The organism is Segatella copri, assembly GCF_024330485.1.
In the GTDB taxonomy this organism is placed as follows: domain Bacteria; phylum Bacteroidota; class Bacteroidia; order Bacteroidales; family Bacteroidaceae; genus Prevotella; species Prevotella copri_L.
In genome coordinates this window covers 1-21,923 of sequence record NZ_JANDWX010000023.1, presented here as the reverse complement: position 1 = coordinate 21,923, position 21,923 = coordinate 1, and the positions used below count along the sequence as shown (strand labels likewise).

Genomic DNA, 21,923 nt, shown 5'->3' with positions numbered 1-21,923 from the left:
AACGGTTAAGACATGAAAAAGATTATATATTTGCTGTCTTTAGTGACAGTTTTTATTCTCGGTTCTTGTAGCGATGATCTTCCAAAAGCAAGTTGGGACATTTGCCAGGTAGGTACTTTGAACGCTACGGCACAAGATGAGAAGGTATTGTTGGAATGGGCTCCTATGCAGGGAGCCAACCCAACAGGTTATTTGGTCAATTGGACACCGGAAGTTGCTACATACGAAGGTGGTTCTGTAGAGTTGGATGCAAAGACTACTTCATATACTATAACAGGTTTGGTTAACAAGGTTACTTATACCATCACCATCCAGGCCATCTATGGCAACCAGCGTTCTATGATTTCAACAACAAAGGCAAGACCTGTTTCTGATACAGAGCCTTTCAAGGTTTGGTCTACAGATATGCCTAACGGTGGTATGGTGAAGACTGCAAATGCAGTATTCTCTTTAGACGGAAATACATTCTACTTGCCTTCTGCAGGTGCTACGGGTGATGTTACTGCTTTTGATGCGATGACTGGTACTGTGAAATGGACCGCTTCCATCCCTAAGACTACTTATGGTGGTGGTGTAGCAGTAGGCAAAGACGGTACTTTGTATCAAGGTGCTCGCAACGCAACCTTGTATGCTATCAATAGCGATGGAACACAGAAGTGGACATACGCTACAGGAGCTGCCAACAAGAATCTGGACTGTTTCCCTGCTGTAACTGCTGACGGACAGACAGTTTATATCCTTGATGGCGACAACGTTCTCCATTCTATCAATACAGCTACAGGTGTTAAGAACTGGTCTGTTAAACTGGCTGGTACAAAGAACAAGGCTGGAGCTGTAGCTATAGACAAGACAGGCAATATCTATGTAGGTACACGTACTACTATTTATGGTTTCAAGGCCGATGGCACTCAACTTTGGAAGGTAGCCGGTAAGGTAACCGAAATCGGTTCTTTCGCTTTGGACGGCGAAACTCTTTATGCTGCCCAGATTGGTGGTGCAGGTTTGCTGGCTTTGAACACAGCAGATGGTTCTACCAAGTGGAATGTTGAAACTGCGGGTGATATCTATGCTCCTATTGTTGACAAGAGCGGCAATATCTACTTTACAGACAAGGGTGGCAAGGCTCTCTACTCTGTAGATAAGGCTGGACAGTTGAAGTGGAAGTTTACTATTGATGCAGCTCCTACTTATTGCTTTCCTGTTCTCGACGATAAGGGAACTGTTTATTTCGGTAGCGGCGCCGGTCGCATCTACGCAGTAAACAGCGCAAATGGCGAGGAACTTTGGCACATGGACTCAGAAGGTACAGATAATAATGCCAAGATTATGTCTGGTATGACTATCGGCGAGAACCAGATGCTCTATGTTTCTTATATCGGCGGTAATGTTGCTGCTATTAAGATCTTTGCCGGCCCAGAGAAATCTACATGGAGCTGTAGAGGTGGTAATATTCATGGTACAAACCAATATTAATATTTGAATCAGTATGAAAAAGATATATTTATTCATCGCATTATTCGCTTGCGCCCTCTGCTCTTGTGGAAGTGACGAAGATGGAATGACTTATGCGCAGCCTGTCGAAATAGGTGAAACTACCGACATGAAGACTGCAAAAGAGGTGGCTGAAGCTTTGTGGGCTACTACTCCATTACAGCAGCAACCTCTCAATGCGGAAAGATCTGAAGTTCTAAAGAAGATACAGAAGATGGCAGACGACTGCACTTCTGATTTCTTTGAAAGCTATATTGCTTCTTTGGACCAGTCTGCTGAAATGAGAGAAAAGTACGACCCTATGCTGGCGTTCTACCGTTTGTCTCTGGATCATGTAATTAATGCCATCAAGACGACTACCGTTGAGAATGGTACTACATGCATCTGGCAGCTCTACAATATGGGTTACATCGTAAAGACTCCTACCACTTGCTTTGGTATTGACATCAACCATCGCTGGGCAGAGAAACTGGAGCCTTACCTGGATTTCCTCTGTGTTACTCACAAACACCAAGATCACTACAACACAGCTCTCATCAACGCGATGCTGAATGCAGGAAAGCCTGTTTATTCTAACTGGATAAAGGGTGGCTATACTTCTAAGAAAAATACCGATTACCAGTTTAATAACATCAAGATTCATGTGTCTATTACAGACCATAACAACTCGGGCTTATCAAACTTCGTTTCTGTATTTACTTTTGAATGTGGCGATGATAGTGGCAACTTCACAATGCTCCATACTGGCGACTCAAACTTCAAGGCTGCTCAGTATACCAATATTCTGCCACACGTTAATGTTTTGATTCCTCGCTACGCACCTAATGCGCTTACCGAGAACAACATTATCGGTACTGGTGCCGGTCAGACAAAACCTGACTATGTATTGCTCTCACACATTCTGGAACTTTCTCACGAAAGCGAGGAAGAATCTAGATGGAGTTTGAATTCTGCCTTAGAAAGAGCCAGCAAGCTTAACTGCGAGAACTCTGTTGTTCCTTTCTGGGGAGAAAAGTTAGTTTGGAAAGACGGTAAATTGAATTAAAATGAAGAAGATTTATATTTTATCTTTGTTGTGCATGCTCACTTCGGTGAGCTTTGCACAAAGCAATCTGAAAGAGATTCTTAAGAATTTCAACAAGCCAGCAAAAGAAAATGTTATAGTCGTTTCTCATCGTGGAGACTGGCGTAATGCTCCTGAAAATTCTATTCAGGCATTCCAAAACTGTATCGACATGGGTGTTGATATGGTTGAGTTGGACTTGAAGAAGACAAAGGACGGCGTTCTGGTTCTGATGCACGACAAGAAGATTGACCGAACCATGAATGGTAAGGGATTCCCAGAGAATTATACTCTTGATTCTTTGAAGATGCTCCGCCTGAAGAATGGTGTAGGCTGCAAGACCCGCCATCAGATTCCAACATTCCGTGAGGTAATGGAACTCTGCAAAGGCAAAATCATGGTGAATGTTGACAAGGGCTACGACTACTTCGACGATGCCATGAAGGTATTGAAAGAGACTGGTACAGTTGACCAATGCATCATCAAGGCTGAACTTCCTTACGAGGTGGTAAAGGCTGAACATGGTGATGTTCTCGACAAGATGATTTTCATGCCTGTAGTTAACCTCGGCAAGCCTGGTGCAGAAGAGGTAATCGACGGTTACATCAAGAACATGAAGCCAAAGGCTTACGAATTGGTATTCAAGACTGATGATGCCAACACTCGCCGCCTGATTAAGAAAGTACGTGATAGTGGAGCAAGAGTTTTCATCAACACGCTTTGGCCTGAGCTTTGCGGTGGACATGATGATGATCGCGCCGTAGAACTCAAACAGCCAGAAGAGAGCTGGGGATGGATTGTTGACCAGGGTACTAAGATTATCCAGACAGACCGTCCTGCTTTGCTTCTTGATTACTTGAGAGCCAAGAAACTTCATAAATAAAATTCAATAGGTTTCGCATATATGTTCAAAAGGTTAACAAGTTTAGGTTTGTTGTGCATGCTTGCTATTGCAAGTTATGCACAGCACCTAAATGAAATCCTCTCAGAATTATCTGCTCCTGCCAAGCAATCAGTCTTGGTGGTTTCGCATCGTGGCGATTGGCGTAATGCTCCAGAAAACTCACTTCAGGCATTTCAGAACTGCATAGACATGGGAGTAGACATGGTTGAACTGGACTTGAAGAAAACCAAGGATGGAGAACTTATCCTGATGCACGACAATACGCTGAACCGCACAACCAATGGTACAGGAAAACCAGAAGACTTTACGCTGGCAGAACTGAAAGAACTCAGGTTGAAGAACGGCGCAGGCTGCCTTACCCGTCATAAGATTCCTACACTTAGAGAAACCATGTTGCTCTGTAAGGGAAAAATTCTGGTGAATGTTGACAAGGGCTACGAATACTTTGAAGATGTTCAAAAGATTCTTGAAGAAACCGGTACGGCTAACCAATGTGTTGTCAAGGAAAAGATACCTTATCAAACGATTAAGGAACAGCATGGCGATATTCTAGACAAAGTAATTTTCATGCCTAAGGCAGACTTATGCAAGCCTGAGGCAGAAAGCATTATCGACAGTTACTTGCAGAATGAGAAACCTCTAGCGTTTGAAGTTAGATTTTCTCAAGTAAACGATAAGGTATTTGAACTGATTAAAAAGCTAAACGACAACGGCATCAAAGTATTTGTCAACGCCTTATGGCCTGCACAAAATGCTGAGCACGATGATGATAGGGCTGTTGAACTGAAACAACCTGATGAAAGTTGGGGATGGCTTATCCAACAGGGATTCAAACTGATTCAGACCGATCGCCCTGCCCTGCTTCTCGATTATTTGAGAGCAAAGAAACTTCATAAATAACAACTAAGGATTATATGTTTAAGAAAATAATAGACTTCTATAAGGTTTCGGAACCGATTCCGGCTAAAGCCTCAACACCTGAGGAAAACGAAAGAAAACTGAAACGTCTGCAATGGGCTACTTTCCTTTCTGCTACCATAGGATATGGTACATATTATGTGTGCCGACTCAGCCTGAACGTAATCAAAAAACCGATTGTTGATAATGGCGTATTCTCTGAAACTGAGCTCGGTATCATCGGCTCTGTCTTGTTCTTCACTTACGCTATCGGTAAGTTTACCAACGGTTTCCTTGCTGACCGAAGCAACATCAAGCGACTGATGTCTACCGGTCTGCTCGTTACAGCCTTGGTAAATCTGGCTTTGGGCTTTACCAATTCCTTCATTCTCTTTGCAGTTTTGTGGGGATTGAGCGGATGGTTCCAGTCGATGGGAGCTGCCTCTTGCGTAGTAGGTCTCTCCCGCTGGTTTAACGATAAGAACCGAGGAACGTTCTACGGATTCTGGAGTGCGAGCCATAATATTGGCGAGGCGATGACCTTCATCTTTGTAGCTTCCATCGTGAGCGCCTTCGGATGGCAATATGGTTTTATCGGAGCTGCGATAGTAGGTTTGGCGGGCGTTGTCCTGCTCCTTACTTTCTTCCACGATACGCCTGCCAGCAAGGGTGTTACCCTGCCGGGTATCAAGGTAGAGGAAAAGAAGCAGGATACGGAATCTTACAATAAGGCACAGAGTGCGGTTTTGAAGAATCCACTCATCTGGATTCTGGCCTTGAGTAGTGCTTTCATGTATATCAGCCGCTATGCTGTTAACAGCTGGGGTATCTTCTATCTTGAGAACGAGAAGGGATATACTACGATTGATGCCAGCTTCATCATCTCTATCAACTCTATCCTGGGTATTGTGGGAACCGTATCATCCGGTCTGGTATCGGATAAGATTTTCAAGGGCAACCGTTATCTGCCAGCTGTTATCTTCGGCTTGCTGAATGCGTTGGCGCTCTGTCTGTTCCTGCTGATTCCGGGCCATCATCTCTGGGTTGATGCTACGGCGATGGTACTGTTCGGTTTGAGCATCGGCGTGTTACTTTGCTTCCTCGGTGGTTTGATGGCGGTAGATATTGCGCCTAAGAATGCATCGGGTGCTGCTCTTGGCGTTGTCGGCGTAGCGAGTTATGTGGGTGCCGGCATCCAGGATATCATGAGCGGTCTGCTCATCGAGGGCAACAAGCATCTGGTAAATGGCGTAGAGACTTACGACTTTACCTACATCAATTATTTCTGGATTGGTGCAGCCCTGATGTCAGTCTTAATGACTTGCATCGTCTGGAAGGCGAAACCAAAGACAGTTTAAGAAATAAACGAAGCTATCATCAAAATACTCTTCACTCTTCACCTTTCGGCCGGAAACCCCTGTGTTTATCGGCATTCTGAGGGGTGAAGAGTTGTTTTTATCTCTTCACCCACTCTTCACCACTCTTCACCCACTCTGTTTTGGCGGATTTGTAATCCGCCATCGAATGGGTAACTATTGCGGATTTGCAATCCGCTAAAAGGACCGATGCAAGATACGCAAACTCGCTTGAGGCGGATTACAAATCCGCTTTAAAGTGGTCGAGCCTTCTTTGTCTGCGGATTGCAAATCCGCAGGAACGCCTTGCGGTCTTGCGCTTCTGTTTATGCCTTGCGGTCTTGCGCTTCTGTTTACGCATTGCGGTCTTGCGCATCTGTTTATGCGCATGAGTGGGTGAAGAGTGGTGAAGAGTAGGTGAAGAGTGCCCGAATACTCTTCACCCTTCGAAATGCCGATAAACACAGGGGATTCGGAGCTTTTGGTGAAGAGTGAAGAGTATTTGGCAGGATGCCTATACGAAAACAAAATAAAGGAGTTTTCGATAACTGTTCCAGTAAAACAGCCGACTAGCCACTCATGCGCTAGTCGGCTGTTTGCAGTTTGCTAGTTGGCTATTTATATTTTGCCAGTTGGCTATTTCCGGTAAAGCTCAGAAGGCTTCTGCATATACAGATATTTCTTTGCCACGTATACCTCCAGCTGCATCATCTGCTCATTCTGGAGATAGGCTCCATAAGGAAAGAGGATGTTGATATTCGGAGCATTCTGAGCCTGGGCATCCGAGAAATTCACGAAGGTAAGGTCGTTGATATACATCGTGGTGATGAATCTGCCCATATTCTCCAGCTTCTTCTTCTGATAGAGATTGCCCAACTGGATATAGTCGTTGCGCATCGCTACGGGCACCTGCTTCTGCCAATACTTGTCGCCAGCCTTCGGGAAAGGCACAAAAAAAAAGCCTGGGCTTTCATCAACATGGATGAAAGCACCAAGCCTAATATCATTATCAATTTCTTAGTCATATCGTTTACTTTTTGCGTACAAAGTTACGAAATTATAACAAGACCGAAGTCTAGAAAATGATAATTTTAGAGCAAATATCGCTTTAAGCGGTATTTTAAGAGAGAGAATTTCACTTTTTCCTCTGTTTATACCTCCAAAACTTACTACTTTCTCAAAGAATTGGCAGTCAGTTCCAGAAGACTCTGCAGATATTCATCGTCTGTATCCTTCTTCATCTTATTCAGCGAAGAGGCGCAGAATTTCTTCTCGTCAGCATTCAGCAACTTGCCGTATCCCTTACAAAGCTTGACTATTTTGTTGGCAATGCCCGTCTGGAGGGTACGCCGAGTCACCTGATTTCCCCAATAAGGGTATTGGTCTCTGGCATTCTTAAAGGCAGCACGGAGCGTGTTGAGTTGCATTATAAACTCTGCCGCATCCTTTGGAGGAGTCATATCCAATCCATAACTGCGAACCAGATTTTTGTTATACCTGATGTTGCCCAGAGAAACAAGAGAATCCAAACCTTGAACAGCATTCATCTTATAAGATAATGGCTTCTTATAGGTTTGCGGATCCTTGGAGTAGAACTTATATACACTGCCCTTTACCGAACGATCCATTCCCTGATACCATACCAAGGCATAAACATATCGCATGGTAGAATCCTTGCTGTCGCGGAAATACTGCAGGTTATAGTTGCGGTCTTTGTGAGTACCAAACTCGTAAGTCATGGAATTATCCTTGCCATACCCCACCCGATTCGTTTCAAGACTGAGAGAGCCCGCTTTCTTGGTAAAACTAATATAAGCGAGGCGACTATTGCTCAATAAAGCCTTTTGAAAGGTATCAACCATTTTCTGCTTTCTCTCAGGAATAGCGAACTCAAATCCCTTCATCATACCAATATTATAGGTATTCATAGAGGAAGAAGTAACAAAGTCGCCTTTCAACAAATCCTGTGCGAATACATCAAAAGCCTGGTCGATAGCCGGTATAGGCTCCTGAGCATGGCAAGCCGAAGAGAGCATCATCAGGCAAGCCACAAATGCTAATTTAAAAGTTGTTTTCATATTCTTCTTCTTTTTAATTGTTTCTTGTTAATAAACCTCTTGGTCACCACTCACATAGTCCTCATCATGCACATTCTCCTCGCTTTCGAACGAGGCACTGGCTACTTCGGCATTGAGCGACTGGGTCTGAAGAGCATTGATGAGATAGAGTTTGAAGAACATTTCGTTCTGCTGTGCCTCCATCTCACAGAGATGCTCATCGGCAAGCTTTTCCGGCTCTGCCAACAAAGAATCGGTAGCAATATTCTGAGCTATCCAAAGCTTTGGAGAAGCAGGAGCAAACAGATGCTGACGATATTTCCTCTGCTTGTGCTTCCTTGTTTTGGGAGATACGGAATCACCCGATTTTTTTACCTTTTCAGGCATGGAGAGATCGGCATCTGTCGATTTCTCCTCGTGGACAACAGCAGAATCAACATCCTCCTGAGTCGTTCTGCCATCGAGTTGAGCCATCTTCGAATCGTCCTGATGCCCTGTCTGTTGACCTATCCGAGGAATGGCAATCACAAAGAGCAGGGCGATGGATGCAGCCATACCTATCGGCAACCATAGGCGACGCATTCGTGCCTTAATCTTCGGATGAGCATCTTCTACATGATTCTCTGCCTCATAGTCGAGGGGCATCCCCTCATCGAAATATCCAAACATCATCTGATATTCCTTCAAGTCATCGCTCAGATCGGGATGTTTACGAAACCACTCCCCTATCAGAGCCTCCTCTTCCAGAGAAGTCTCACCAGCCATAAATCGGTCGAGCAACAGTCGTATGTCCTTTTCTTTTTCGTTCATATCCAGTTTCCTCCTTTATTGATTATACCTATTTTATATATAAGGGCTATCGACATCTTTTTCTGATTTCCTGCAACATCTGCTTTCTTGCCCTCGAAAGCAAGACAGATACAGATTCAGGGGTGATGCCCACGATTTGCGCTATTTCCTCAAAGCTTTTCTTCTCTACCTGTCGCAGATAAAGCACCTGATATTGGTTGGAGGGCAGAGCCTTGAGGCGTTTTTGCAGCCACTGTTCGTTCTCCGAGTTTTCCACTTCCACATCGGGCGGCGCATAGTGGCTAGGCGACTTATCGAAAGGCTGGGCATCTATCGAAATCATCTTCCGCTTGCGAAAGAAGTCGATGCAAAGATGCTTGGCGATGCAACCCATCGAACCTTTGGCATGAGCAGCAGACTGAATATCATCCTTGATGGCCCAGAGCTTGAGCATCGCATCCTGTGCGATATCCTCAGCCTCATCGCAGCCAACACCATAACCTTGACTGATCTGCAAGGTTATCTGCCGCAACTGCGGAACGATATGGATGAATTCATTCTCTGTCATTTGCTCTCTTTTGTTTTATTTGTTCAAAACTACAACATAAACGGAAAAAAAGTGTTTTTCTTAATGGGATTAACCTATATTAACAAGAAAGCCTGGCAAACGCCGTTTGCCAGGCTTTCTTGATTTAAAAAACTATTTATTACTTATCCATAAACGACAAGCCCTGATAGAACCAGACATTCATCTGGTTGGCACCACGATGATTCCAGGCATAGTAAGGAATCAAGGTGAGAGGGGTGCAATCTACAGCGACCACATCCTCCTTCTTCTGGTAGATAATATGGGCAGGAGAGGTAACGATAGTCTTTACGGTGAAGGCTGGGGCTCCCTTGGTCTCCGTGTTCTGAATGCTGTAGTTGTCAACGAGAGTGAAGCTTGGCTTCTCTGGCATAACGGCATGGAGCACAGGTTCATTGCTATTATCCACAGCCTCAGCGCAATATACCAATGGTCCACGCTCTACGGCAACCTTGCCATTATCATCTGCCACCTTGCCATTAGCAACCACAGTACGAACCGGCATATCGAAGTGGATGCGGATTACATCGCCCTTCTTGATGTTCTTGACAGGGAGATAACCCTTGTTGGCATCGAGATCAGCCTCTACAGCCTTGCCATTTACGGTTACTGTGTAAGCAGGCTTCTCTGCATCGCTATACTTGTAAAGGTCGCTAGGTACTACCTGGTTGCGAACCCATCCAGGAATACGGACCAGAAGGTTGGCATTCTTCACACCGCTCTTCTTCACAGCAATCTTGATGTCGCCGTTCCAAGGATACTCGGTAGTCTCCTCCAGAACCACATCCTTGCCATTCACCTTGATGGTAGATGTATTACCGGCAAAGAGATTCACATAGATGTTGTTATCCTTCACGCCATAGAGATAACCCGGAACAGAAGGGATGAAGCGGCACAAGTTACTTGGGCAGCAGGCACATCCGAACCAAGGCTGGCGGGTGGTGTTGCCATCAGCATTGAAGGCATACTTGCCATCGCTAGACAATGGGTTTGGATAGAAGAATCTGCCGCCATCCATGCTCATACCCGAGATGACACCATTATATAAGGTACGCTCCATACAGTCGATATACTTGCTCTCGCCGTGAAGGAGGAACATGCGCTCGAAGAGGTAAACCATAGAGATGGCTGCACAGGTCTCGTTGTAGGCAGTCATGTTTGGCAACTCATAGTTCTCGCCGAAAGCTTCACCTGCATGACGGGCACCTACACCACCTGTAAGATAGTACTTCTTGCCAACGATGTTTTCAAAAATACGGTCGATGACCTTCATATAGGCAGAATCCTTGGTAAGGGCAGCCACATCGGCTATACCGGCATACATATAGCCGGCACGAACCGCATGACCTACCGCCTCTTTCTGCTCCAGTATAGGAGCCTGGCTCTGAGAATATGGGTTGCGGATATGGGTCTTGCCACGATAGTCGAGCAGATACTTAGCCTCATCCAGATACTTCTTCTCACCGGTCAGGGTATAGAGACGAGCCAAAGCCATCTCTGCAATCTGGTGTCCCGGAACGATGGTAGTCTGTCCTGGTTTAGGTCCCACTTCCTTTACCACACAATCGGCATAGCGCTTGGCGATATTCAGGAACTTGGTGCTACCCGTAGCCTGATAGTGAGCGCAGGCTGCATCTACCATGTGACCGAGGTTGTAAAGCTCGTGGCTCGCCTCCTCGTCCTTGACCCAACGCTTATTTCCCGACCACTGGTGTGGATGCTTTGGATTGATGGTACGGGCGGTATAGAGATAGCCATCTGGCTCCTGTGCCGCAGCTACCACATCGAGCACGCTGTCGATGTAAGCCTTCAACTTCTTGTTCGGATAAGTCTGAAGGATGTAGCTGGCACCTTCGATGGTCTTATAAACATCGGTATCATCGAAAGAGAAGCCCATGAACTTGCTCACATCCCACTCCTTGGTATCCAAACCCGGGTGGTTAGGATGCTGCAGGGTATAGGCAGCCATATCGAAATTCTTATAACGGTGCTCGCTCTCGCACTTGCTGAAAGCCAATGGCACGGTTACCTCGCGGGCAGCCTTCAGACGGGCACCCCAGAAAGTATTCTGTGAAATCTTCACACTGGTGAAAGGAACCTGAGTAAATGGATAGCCATTGCCCAATGTCTTTGCATTCTTCGCCATGGTTGGCACAACTACGGCTGCCGAAAGCAATACTGCTGAAATTAATCTCTTCATTTTCAAATAGGTTTTATTAATTTAATATTATTGTTTGTTATTTCAGTTGCAAAGATAAGAAAACTTTCCGACTATAGTGTATAATAAACAATAAAAAACAGGTAATTATCAGTCAATCTCCTATATTTATATCATATTTAACGCTTTTTTTTGTTACAATCGTTTTTTTATCTTACCTTTGCAGTCAAATTAGAAATACAATAATATATCAAATATGAATCATCTTCCATACCGTGCCATCGCCCTTGATCTGGATGGCACCCTGACCAACCACGACAAGGTGGTTACCCCGAAAACCCGCGAAGCGCTGCTCCAGGCAGAAGCCGAGGGTGTTGTTATCATCCTTGCTTCAGGCAGACCGACCTACGGCATCGAACCGGTGGCGGAATGTCTGGAACTGGATAAGCGAGGCGGATACATTCTTTCTTATAATGGCGGCAACATCGTGAATGCCAAGACTGGCGAAAAACTCTTCGCCCAGTTCTTGCCTGATGAGGTGATACCTATATTGTATAGGTACGCGAAGGAGAAGAACCATGCCCTGCTGGGCTATGCCGGCAACGAGATTATCACCGAGATGCCCGACGACCAGTATGTAAAGGAAGAATCGCGTATCAACAAGATGAACATCCGAAAGGTAGAAAACCTGTTCGAAGCCCTGGAGCCTCACCCTACCAAGCTCCTCATGACAGGCGACCCGGCAGATATGCTCAAGGCAGAAAACGAACTTTCAGAGATTCTGGGCGACAGGATGGACATCTTCCGTTCAGCCCCATTCTTCCTGGAGCTGGTTCCTAAAGGCATCGACAAGGCAAAGTCCCTGCTCCGCCTTCTGTCGAAAATCAATCTCACCCCAGCCGATATGATTGCTTTCGGAGATGGCTACAACGACTTGAGCATGCTGAAACTGGCAGGCATGGGTGTAGCCATGCAGAATGCAGCACCAGAGGTTAGAGCCGAAGCCGACTACATCACGCTTTCCAATGAAGAAGATGGCGTAGCTGCTGCTTTGGAACATTTCTGTAAAAAGGCTTTTTAAAAGTAAAAAGGTAAAAAAGTAAAAAGGTAAAAAAGCCTAGCGGGGTATAATCTCCCTAGTTTCTTTTTACCTTTTTACTTTTTTACCCTTTTACTTTTCAACAATCAATCCACCCTTAGGCTGCATTTCCACCTTCAGTTTTCCCTTCTTATCCACCTTTACGGTCTTCATCTGAGAAACAGGCCAGAGAGCCTTCTTGTCCTTGCTGGCAGTTTCATGATAATAGGTAACGCTCTTGCCGGCAAGCATTGGCAGATTCAGGGTGAGCTTCATCACCTGGTCGGTGCCGTTCAAACCAGCCACATACCATTTATCACCATGGCGACGGGCAACAACGGCATATTTTCCAGGATAACCGGCGATGAACTTGGTCTCATCCCAGGTAGTAGGAACGCTCTTCAGGAAATCAATCTCGTGCTGAGGAAGCTCAGAGAGATTGTTCGGATAGATGGCGATACATTGGATAGCAGCCTGGTTCATGATAGCCGAAGCCATCTCGAAAACATCAGTAGTATAACGACGATGACGACTTTTGTTATCACGAGACAAGTATTTGTTCATGATGGTACCACCCCAATCCATCGCAGCCACGGCATTGCGGCAGAATGGATGCATGGTCAGCTCAAAGCCCTCCTGCTTGGCATGATAATCAGAGAAGAATACATTCTCTGAAGCCAATACAGCCTCACTGGAAATATAGTTTGGATACATGCGCTCCCAACCTCTTGGCAGGGTGCAGCCATGGAAGATAACGTGAATGCCGTAATCGTTGGCATCGCTCAGGATATCTTCATACTGCTGCATGGTATGCTGCTTGTCACCACCAAAGAAATCCACCTTGATACCCTTGATGCCGATACTCTTCATCCAAGCCATCTCCTTCTTGCGGGCCACGATGTTATCCATGATGCCACGAGGTCCCTGAGGTGCATCGTTGGCCACACCATTGGAATTATACCAGAGCATCAGACTCACATTCTTGCTCTGCGCATACTTGCTCAACTCTGCTATCTTGTCTCTACCAATCTGGGTATCCCAGAGCGCATCAACCAGCACATATTCATATCCCATGGTAGCAGCCAGGTCGATGAACTGCTTCTGGTCGTTATAGTTGCAGGATTCATCCTGCCAGATGAGCCAGCTCCAGGTATACTTGCCTGTTCCGTATTTCTGGGAAGCCTTGAATCTTGGCTCTACTACATCGTATGGAATGGTAGTCTCTACCAATGGCTTCAAATCTGAACCCACGGTGATGGTGCGCCATGGAGTGGAACCCGGAAGAATGAAAGCTGCCGATGTAGAACCGATGCCATCAGCCTCTTTCTCCATAGGGAAGGCTATCTGATAACCCTTTGCAGTATCATAATCGCTGATGTGACAACCCGGATAGTTGCCATGAGTACCCGTCTCGCTGACCAAAACCCAGCCATCGCCGCCTACCTTGAAGAGGCAAGGGAAAGTATAGCCATGACCATAACCCGACTTGGCTGTAAGAGGCTGATCCACCTTATAATCTTCTTCATAACTTGGTTTGGTACGGGCAAAACCGATGAGCGGATCCGACTGTGGACAGAGGTAAGTGGTGGTTACCTTAGGAAGATTGAAGGCTGTCTTCTCCTCATTCACGATGATATGCTGAGCCTTCAGTTGATCAAAAGTATAACGGAATGCCACGTCATTGTTGCTTACATTGAAGGTAACCGTCATTGGCTGCTTCTTACCGTTGATGTATGTCACGTTGAGTTGGTTGGCATGATAATCTACATGCGAAACCTTGGCGGTGCGGAGGTCATAACTCTTCTCCACCTTTATCTCATTCTTGCCCTGATAGGTCAAGCCCTGACTGAAATCGCCTACATTGGCAAGGAGTCCGAGCTGTGATTCCTCCATCATTCGCTTGCCTGCATAGTCGATGGAATAATAGAGTTTACCATCGTGGTCTTCTACCACGACATTCAACTTACCATCAGGAGAACTGACAGTATTCTTCTCTGCGTATGCACCGATGCTTGCCATCAATGCCAGCGCTACTGCTAAAACGTTTTTCTTCATTTCCAGATAAAAGTAATTAGTTTATTTGTTACTATGTTTTTATGCTTAATTCCACCGGCAAAATTACAAAAAAAAGAGAAGAATGACTGCATCTCTTTGTGATTATTTGTTCACGAATCATGAAAATGGAACAAAAGCCAAAGAAAATGTAACACAAAACAAAGAAATATTGCCCCCTAAAAGGTAGAAAATATATTATTATATGTTGCATTTAAAGGTTTTCGAATACGATTTATAGAAAATCGAATGCCAGGAGACGATAAAAAACTTACCTTTGCGGCGAAAAGTATTTAATACAGCGTTTTGCATCAAGTAGAAGATGATCTCCCCATAATATGATACGGGGAGATTAGATGATATTAGGCAATCCATTTCATATGCGGAAGCCACTGAACTTACTTGGCGGGACTAGGTTTCATGAAAATGAACCTACTGGTAGTCACTCGGCGAAACACCGAACTGCTTCTTGAAAGCAACAGAGAAATGAGCTGCAGTACTGAATCCAGTCAACACAGCTATCTCTGAAATGCTATACTGACCCTCATGCAGCATCTGAGCTGCCTTGTTGAGTTTGTATTTACGGAAGAAGATACCAGGTGTCTCGCCAGTAAGTTCTTTAATCTTATAATTAAACTTCGACGGACTGATGAACATGTCGCGGCACATGCTGTTCACATTCAGGTCTTGCTGGGCCAAGAGCTTCTCCATCATTTCATATACCTCATCCATAAACTTTCTATCCTGCGGAGAAAGCGTATCAGCTACGTTTTCTGCCAGCGAATCAGTCTTCGTACTCTCGCCGAGACGCTGACGGAGCATCTGCATGTTCTGCAACTGCGACTTGATGAGCGCTTTCAGATAAGCCGGATCAAAAGGTTTGGTGATATAAGCCACAGCCCCCAGTTTCAAGCCATCTATCTGGTTGTGCATGCTCGCCATCGCTGTAATCAGGACCACCGGAATATGGCTGAACGAGAGATTCCCCTTCAGCATCTTGCAGAATTCCAATCCCGACATATCTCCCATGATAATATCACTCAGGATGATATCTGGCTTCACCTCTTCCAGATCCGCCAAAGCCTCTTCGGCAGAATAGCGGTTCACCACTTCGTAATCAGGCGCAAAGAGATAGTGGAGGTAATCAGCTACATCCACATCATCATCTACAATCAGGATTCTAGGCAGATTCTTACTAGGAGCAGAAGCATTTCCAGCAAGAGAATTCTTCACTCTTCCCTCTTCCCTCTTCATTTCCAGAGTTCTTCCCTCTTCATTCTCCACTTTCAACGGAATCTGCATCACATGCTTCTCCTGAGCAACAATCTCCACCTTATTATATATAGACTTATCGGTAGGAAGACTGAAACAGAACTCCACACCATTCCTTAGCGAGGCCTCTGAAGAAGTCTCGCTGACCGCATTCATATTTTTTACATGAATCTCTCCATGATGAAGTTCTACCAGGCGCTTCACATAATAGAGACCGATTCCGGAACCCCAGCCATACTGATGGGAATCCTGAGAATCAGAAAGCTGATAATAACGCTTGAAAACATCCTGTATCTTATCTTCTTCCATCAGCTGTCCACTATTGAAGACCGAAACCTTCAATCTTCCTTCATCTGCTGAAGCCTGGATGCGGATGATGCCACCCGGAGCCGTATACTTGAGGGCATTGGTGAAAAGATTGCTCATGATTTTTTCCAGTTTGTCACAATCCAACCATGCATGGTAATTGCCATTCTTTACTGTCAGTTCCAGTCTGATGCCTTTTACTCTGGCAGATTCTTTAAAAGAAGCTACCTGCTGGCTCAACTCTTCAGCAGCATCCACTTCCGAAACTCTCAGGCGCAGTTCATCGGTCTCCAACTGGTTGAAGTCGAGCATCTGGTCTATCAGCCTCAACATTCTGTTCACACTCATACATACATGAATCAGGATACGGTGTACCGACTCAGGCAAGGCTTTATCGGCATTCAGCGTCATCAGAGGTCCGGCTATGATGGTAAGCGGATTGCGGAATTCGTGAGCAATATTGGCAAAGAATCGCATATTCATCTCCTTAGCCTGCTTTTCGCGTTCCAGTTCGCGCTGCTCCTGCAAAAGCAGAAGATGATTGGTGCGAGCCCTGAGATAGAACGTGTTGAGATAAAAGAGAATACCAAGAACGATGCTGAAATAGAGCAGCCATGCTGCTGATGACCACCAGGGAGCGTGCATAATCCTAATCTCTACCTTGCGCTCAGCCAAAGCCGGCTTGTCGGGAGATGATATGAGCCGCAGACGAAAAGTATAAGTTCCAGCCGGAAGATGGGCATAACGGGCCTCGCGACCGTATGTGGGAACCTGCCAGTCTCTATCATAGCCTTCGAGCTTGTACTGGCACATCAATGCCGAGCGACGGCTGAAGTTGGGATAATAGAAATTGAACTTCAGATCGTTCTCATCGTGAGCAAAAGTATAGCTGTGCAGATGAGCCACCTCATCGGTAACGGCAAGCACCTTGCCATTATTCTTCGTCACTTCTACACCATAAACCGACAGCATCTCGCTGGCATGAATGCCGGCCTGAGTATTCAGGAAGTTGGTCTGCATCGCCTTAGGCGGCATGAACTTGCAGCCGTCAGAACTGCCCAATACCACATCGCCCGAAGGAGAAATACAGGCAGAGTTGCTGAAATATTGCCAGTCGTCCTGATCCTGGCTGGCAGACAGGAGGCTGTTCATCTGAAACTGCTTTCTCTCAAAGGTTACGAAGAAAGCATCACGTATGGTGGTTACCCAAACCTGTCGTTTCGTATCTTCAACCAGAGCCTGAATATGGGCATCATTCAAGATATTGATACAGCGCATGTGCGTTTTTTCCTTATTCATTAAATAAAGACCATCCCGCTTGGTTCCCAGCCAAACGAATCCATAGGAATCCTGTTTCACAAACGCCGGATCCAGACTGCCCTCCTGAGGCATACCTGCAACTTTCATCTCGCGTATCTTTCCGGTATCAGGAGATAGAATCGCCAAATGCATGCCCGACATAAAGAGCAGAATATTCTCATCGCTCAGTTTAGCCAGTTTGGTTTCATAATTAAAATACGGACTTGGAATACGGATGATTTCCGGTTGCGGTTTACCAAACTCAAAACGCAAAAAACGCCCCTTTTCACTACTTACATACAGATGATTTCCCGCCTTTAAACCCTGTCCTAAAACTGACTTGAACAAAGGTGATTTAGCAAGCACTTCAATGCGTTCGTTGTTTATACGGCAAGATAACACCTGATGTTCACTCACCAGCCAGAGATGTTCATCATCATAGCCCACCATATTATTCAGGTTGATCTGACGGGGCTTTGGCAAAGAATCGAATAAATCCCTAAACAACGTCTGTTCCAACCGGCTATTCTTCTCATCATAAGCAAAAACACGAAGGGCTGTACCTGCCAGCACATGTCTGCCCACAGTAGCCATCGTGAGAATAGAGATGCCCTTGGTTTTATCAGATAAGGCATTGGCATTTGCTTTTTTATAAGCGATACGGTTTTGCGAAATAATCTGTACACCGGCGTTGCGGTAACCTACCCACAGATTGCCGCCCAAATCGCAGAATGTAGCCGTTACCACTTCCGCCGGTTTACGAAGGATGGAAAGATCGGCAGGCAGAGGAGCCTGCAGATTGTTGGGCTGGATAGAATGAGAGGAAGGCGTTATCTTTTCATCACCGCCGATGCGGTAAGTCTGATTGCCATCGCTCACCAATATCGCCAGAGAATCATGTTTCTCAGGTGAATCTTCTATGGCGATGATGTTGTGATGATGAGCGGGAAGAGCTACGCGATGAAAGCGGTAAGCCCCAACATACCGGGCAAGTCCGTTCTGCGTTCCTACCCACATTCTGCCCTTGCGGTCAAGATGAAGCACGTTGATATAATCATCGGGCAAGGCGGCAGTATCTTTCACATCATAACCAAACTGTATATAACTTTTCCCGTCATATACATTAAGTCCTGCCGAAGTACCGATCCACATCAGTTCCCGTCTGTCTCTAGCGAAAGACGTAACGCTCTGCGAAGAGAGCATCATATCTCTCACAGTCTGATTACCTTTTTCCTGTAGCACCTTGAGGGTGGCTCTTCTGCCAGGGTTAAAGCAATAAATGGCAGCCAACAGGCAGAACATCGCTGCGAGTATGGTAATGACGGCTTTCTTCATGATGGGTTCTTTTGTTGATTTATTTAAAGTTCATATTGCCCTTCATCAGACCAATATGCCGCAAAGATAATGCAAATGAGCGCAATGAAAGCTTGCTTTCAAATTGCCGAGTGCAGCTTATCTTATGCAAAGTTAAGCAATATTATCGAATAAACAAAAATTAAACCGAATTATTTTGTATTTTCTTCAAATAATAGTAACTTTGCACGAAATAAACTATACACATATCAGCAGTTATGTTACAACTTGACAATTTCTATAAGGCTCGCTTCGTGCTGAGCAAGGTAATAAGAAAGACTGAGCTGGTTCACACGCCAAGAATCAACCCAGAGAGTGATGTTTATTTGAAACCAGAGTGCCTGCAGAAGACCGGTTCGTTCAAGATTCGCGGTGCTTACTATAAGATTTCACAACTCACCGATGAAGAAAAGGCGAAGGGTGTAATAGCCTGTTCTGCGGGCAACCATGCACAGGGTGTAGCGCTGGGAGCTACAGCCATGGGCGTCAAGAGCCTCATCTGTCTGCCAGAAGGCGCTCCTATCTCCAAGGTAGAAGCAACCAAGCGACTGGGTGCTGAAGTCTGTCTGGTACCTGGCGTTTACGATGATGCCTACCAAAAGGCGCTGGAACTGAGAGATGAGCATGGCTACACCTTCGTTCATCCTTTCGATGATGAGAACGTCATTGCAGGTCAGGGCACCATCGGTCTGGAGATTCTCGACCAGTTGCCAGATGTAGAAGCTGTCGTCGTTCCTGTAGGTGGCGGCGGACTTATCTCTGGTGTAGCCTTTGCCATCAAGTCGCTGAATCCTAACGTCAAGGTATATGGTGTTCAGGCAGAAGGAGCAGCAAGTATGGTACAGAGTCTGCACGATCACAAACAGGAGAAGTTGCCTTCTGTAGCGACCGTAGCCGATGGTATTGCCGTAAAGGAACCGGGCAAGATTACTTTTGAAACCTGCTCCAACTATGTTGACGAAATAGTAACCGTGAGCGAGGATGAGATCTGTGCAGCCATTCTGAAACTCATAGAGAGCGAGAAGATGGTAGCCGAAGGCGCCGGTGCGGCCAGCGTGGCAGCCGTGATGTACAACAAGGTTCCGGTGAAGGGCAAGAAAACCATCTGCGTGGTAAGCGGCGGTAATATCGACGTAACCATCCTGAACCGCGTCATCACCCGTGGTCTTGCCAAGAGTGGCCGTCTCTGCACCATCGAGATGGAGCTGGATGACAAACCGGGCGAATTGGTAGAGGTCTGCTCTGTCATCGCCGGATTGGGGGGCAACATCACCGGTGTTCACCACGACCGTTCTGCCAACCGCAACAAGGTGAATGCCTGCGTGCTCCGCCTCACCATGGAGACTCGCGACGAGGAACACGTAAAAGAAATCAAGGAGGCTTTGGAATCAAAGGGATTCCATCTCTGGATAGTATAATATTTAATGTTGAATGGTTAGTGTTCAATGTTTAGTATTAAGTGTTAAATTATAAATTGTAAATTATAAATTGAAGATTATGAACGCAATTCACACAGACAATGCGCCTGCAGCTATCGGTCCATATAGCCAGGCTATCGAAGTAAATGGTTTTGTTTTTGCATCTGGTCAGATTCCTATCGACCCTGCAACAGGCAATTTCGTAGAAGGTGGCATCAAGGAGCAGACTCGCCAGAGTCTCACCAACGCCCAGAACATCCTGAAGGCAGCAGGTACCGACCTTTCTCATGTGGTTAAGACTACAGTTTATCTGAACAGCATGGACGATTTCGCAGCCATGAACGAGGTTTATGCCGAGTTCTTCAGCCAGCCATATCCAGCTCGTTCTGCCGTAGCTGTAGAGAAGTTGCCAAAGGGTGCCCTCGTAGAGGTTGAGGTTTTGGCAGCCAAGTAATTCTTCCTTTTTTCTATCAGGAAGTAAACATTCAAGGTGAAAATATTCTTTAGATGGTATCAAGCATTACATTAAAGAATCTGATTATAGGCTATCGTTCGAAGCATCAGCTCCGGGCGATAGCCTCACCTGTTCATGCCTCGCTCCAAGCCGGTGAACTGACCTGTCTCATCGGAGCCAACGGAGTGGGCAAATCTACCTTACTCAGAACTTTAGCCGGATTTCAGCCAGCACTTGATGGCGAAATCCTGATTCAAGACAAATCTCTTTCTGATTTCTCTGCCCAGGAACTCGCCAGAGAAATCAGCATCGTTCTCACATCGAAGACAGACCATGCCCAGCTCTCTGCCGAAGAGATTGTAGGCATAGGCCGTTCTCCCTATACCGGTTTCTGGGGCACATTATCTGCTGCCGACAAGCAGATTGTTGCTTCTGCTCTTCAGGAAACGGGCATTCAGCATCTTGCCCAGAGAAACATCAGCGAACTGAGCGATGGTGAGCGCCAGAAGGTAATGATAGCCAAAGCCCTAGCGCAGCAAACCCGCATCATCATCCTGGACGAGCCTACCGCCTTCCTCGATTTCCCCAGCAAGATAGAAACCCTACAGATGCTCCGCCGTCTGGCGCACGAACAGCATAAATCCATATTACTGTCAACCCATGATGTAGAGTTGGCGCTCCAGCTCTCCGACCGTCTCTGGCTGATGGAAGAAAGCCGTTTCTCTATCGGCACTCCTAAAGAACTGGCTGCCGATGGTTCCTTATCCAGATTCATCAATCGTGACGGCATCCGATTCAACAAGGATTCCCTCCGCATCGAAATCAAATGAGTTTTCGTAATTGATTTTCTCTATGGTTGCACGCAAGCACATGAAGAAAAATTCTCAAGTGGCTCAGTTTGCTAACTCAAGTAGCTCAATCTGCTAACTCAAGTAGTTCAGTCAGCGAGTTCAGACGTCTCAGTTAGTTGATGCAGACGTCTCGGTAAGCCTACGGATACGGCTCCGTTAGCCTACGCAGCCATATCTGTAACCCGATGCAGTCATATTCGTAACCCAACGCAGCCATATTCGTAGCCCAACGCAGCCATATTCGTAACCCAACGCAGCCATATTCGTGAATAAGTTTTAGATAATTATCTATCATCCATCACGATTTACATACACCACGCGCATTAATACACTAATATACAGATACTTAAATAGCGTGACAGATACTCCGAAAACGGGAATATCCATCACGCTATCCATCACGATTTGGGGTTATCCATCAGTAAGCGGCTCCGCATTTATACCATTGTAGTCTTCTCATTTGTTCGTACCTTTGCACCATAATTTTAAAATTACATGAATTATGACAGCAAACGAACGTTATGAGAAGGCTTGGGATTC

16 protein-coding genes are annotated in these 21,923 nt (G+C 45.8%); 9 read left to right on the top strand and 7 right to left on the bottom strand.

Annotated features, from left to right (window positions below):
- The first annotated feature begins 12 nt into the window (after nt 1-12).
- Genes NNC77_RS11915 through NNC77_RS11895 form a run of 5 tightly spaced genes read left to right on the top strand, consistent with a single transcriptional unit; the run spans nt 13 to nt 5,713 of the window.
- Entirely contained in the window at nt 13-1,473 is a 1,461-nt protein-coding gene (locus NNC77_RS11915; RefSeq protein WP_254971130.1) for an outer membrane protein assembly factor BamB family protein, read from the top strand.
- A 13-nt stretch (nt 1,474-1,486) separates the two neighbouring features.
- Entirely contained in the window at nt 1,487-2,536 is a 1,050-nt protein-coding gene (locus NNC77_RS11910; RefSeq protein WP_437183289.1) for a hypothetical protein, read from the top strand.
- Nucleotide 2,537: 1 nt separating this feature from the next.
- A complete protein-coding gene (locus tag NNC77_RS11905; RefSeq protein WP_254971132.1) occupies nt 2,538-3,437 on the top strand; it encodes a glycerophosphodiester phosphodiesterase family protein in 900 nt (299 codons plus the stop codon).
- 21 nt (nt 3,438-3,458) lie between these two features.
- The gene (locus NNC77_RS11900) at nt 3,459-4,358 is read left to right on the top strand and encodes a glycerophosphodiester phosphodiesterase family protein (protein ID WP_411197472.1); all 900 of its coding nucleotides are present in this window, start codon (nt 3,459-3,461) and stop codon (nt 4,356-4,358) included.
- Nucleotides 4,359-4,372: 14 nt separating this feature from the next.
- Nucleotides 4,373-5,713, top strand: coding sequence for an MFS transporter (locus tag NNC77_RS11895; protein WP_117727346.1), 1,341 nt, complete (start codon nt 4,373-4,375; stop codon nt 5,711-5,713).
- A 633-nt stretch (nt 5,714-6,346) separates the two neighbouring features.
- Here NNC77_RS11895 and NNC77_RS11890 read toward each other — a convergent pair.
- The 5 genes from NNC77_RS11890 to NNC77_RS11870 form a co-directional block, all read right to left on the bottom strand.
- Entirely contained in the window at nt 6,347-6,661 is a 315-nt protein-coding gene (locus tag NNC77_RS11890) for a hypothetical protein (RefSeq protein ID WP_254971134.1), read from the bottom strand.
- Nucleotides 6,662-6,879: 218 nt separating this feature from the next.
- On the bottom strand, nt 6,880-7,788 hold the full coding sequence (locus NNC77_RS11885; protein ID WP_144154070.1) for a hypothetical protein: 909 nt from the start codon (nt 7,786-7,788) through the stop codon (nt 6,880-6,882).
- A 27-nt stretch (nt 7,789-7,815) separates the two neighbouring features.
- A complete protein-coding gene (locus NNC77_RS11880; protein WP_254971136.1) occupies nt 7,816-8,577 on the bottom strand; it encodes a hypothetical protein in 762 nt (253 codons plus the stop codon).
- A gap of 46 nt (nt 8,578-8,623) precedes the next feature.
- Nucleotides 8,624-9,124, bottom strand: a complete 501-nt coding sequence (locus tag NNC77_RS11875) for an RNA polymerase sigma factor (protein WP_254971138.1) — start codon at nt 9,122-9,124, stop codon at nt 8,624-8,626.
- A 139-nt stretch (nt 9,125-9,263) separates the two neighbouring features.
- Complete coding sequence (locus NNC77_RS11870; protein ID WP_254971140.1) at nt 9,264-11,342, bottom strand: glycoside hydrolase family 127 protein; 2,079 nt, start codon at nt 11,340-11,342, stop codon at nt 9,264-9,266.
- A 214-nt stretch (nt 11,343-11,556) separates the two neighbouring features.
- Between NNC77_RS11870 and NNC77_RS11865 the strand changes: the two genes are divergently transcribed.
- Nucleotides 11,557-12,381 carry a Cof-type HAD-IIB family hydrolase gene (locus tag NNC77_RS11865; RefSeq protein ID WP_118190225.1) on the top strand — a complete coding sequence of 275 codons (825 nt, stop codon included), beginning with the start codon at nt 11,557-11,559 and terminating at the stop codon, nt 12,379-12,381.
- 90 nt (nt 12,382-12,471) lie between these two features.
- On the opposite strand, the gene NNC77_RS11860 is transcribed toward NNC77_RS11865, so the two are convergent.
- Nucleotides 12,472-14,433, bottom strand: coding sequence for a glycoside hydrolase family 97 protein (locus NNC77_RS11860; RefSeq protein ID WP_254971142.1), 1,962 nt, complete (start codon nt 14,431-14,433; stop codon nt 12,472-12,474).
- A 429-nt stretch (nt 14,434-14,862) separates the two neighbouring features.
- The gene (locus NNC77_RS11855) at nt 14,863-18,642 is read right to left on the bottom strand and encodes a hybrid sensor histidine kinase/response regulator transcription factor (protein WP_254971144.1); all 3,780 of its coding nucleotides are present in this window, start codon (nt 18,640-18,642) and stop codon (nt 14,863-14,865) included.
- Nucleotides 18,643-18,878: 236 nt separating this feature from the next.
- On the opposite strand from NNC77_RS11855, the gene ilvA reads away from it, so the two are divergent.
- The 3 genes from ilvA to NNC77_RS11840 all read left to right on the top strand — a co-directional run bounded on the left by ilvA (nt 18,879) and on the right by NNC77_RS11840 (nt 21,362).
- Entirely contained in the window at nt 18,879-20,078 is a 1,200-nt protein-coding gene (gene ilvA, locus NNC77_RS11850; RefSeq protein WP_022120251.1) for a threonine ammonia-lyase, read from the top strand.
- A gap of 79 nt (nt 20,079-20,157) precedes the next feature.
- Nucleotides 20,158-20,532 carry a RidA family protein gene (locus NNC77_RS11845; RefSeq protein ID WP_006848032.1) on the top strand — a complete coding sequence of 125 codons (375 nt, stop codon included), beginning with the start codon at nt 20,158-20,160 and terminating at the stop codon, nt 20,530-20,532.
- Between the two features lie 53 nt (nt 20,533-20,585).
- A complete protein-coding gene (locus tag NNC77_RS11840) occupies nt 20,586-21,362 on the top strand; it encodes an ABC transporter ATP-binding protein (protein WP_118190219.1) in 777 nt (258 codons plus the stop codon).
- Nucleotides 21,363-21,923: the final 561 nt, after the last annotated feature.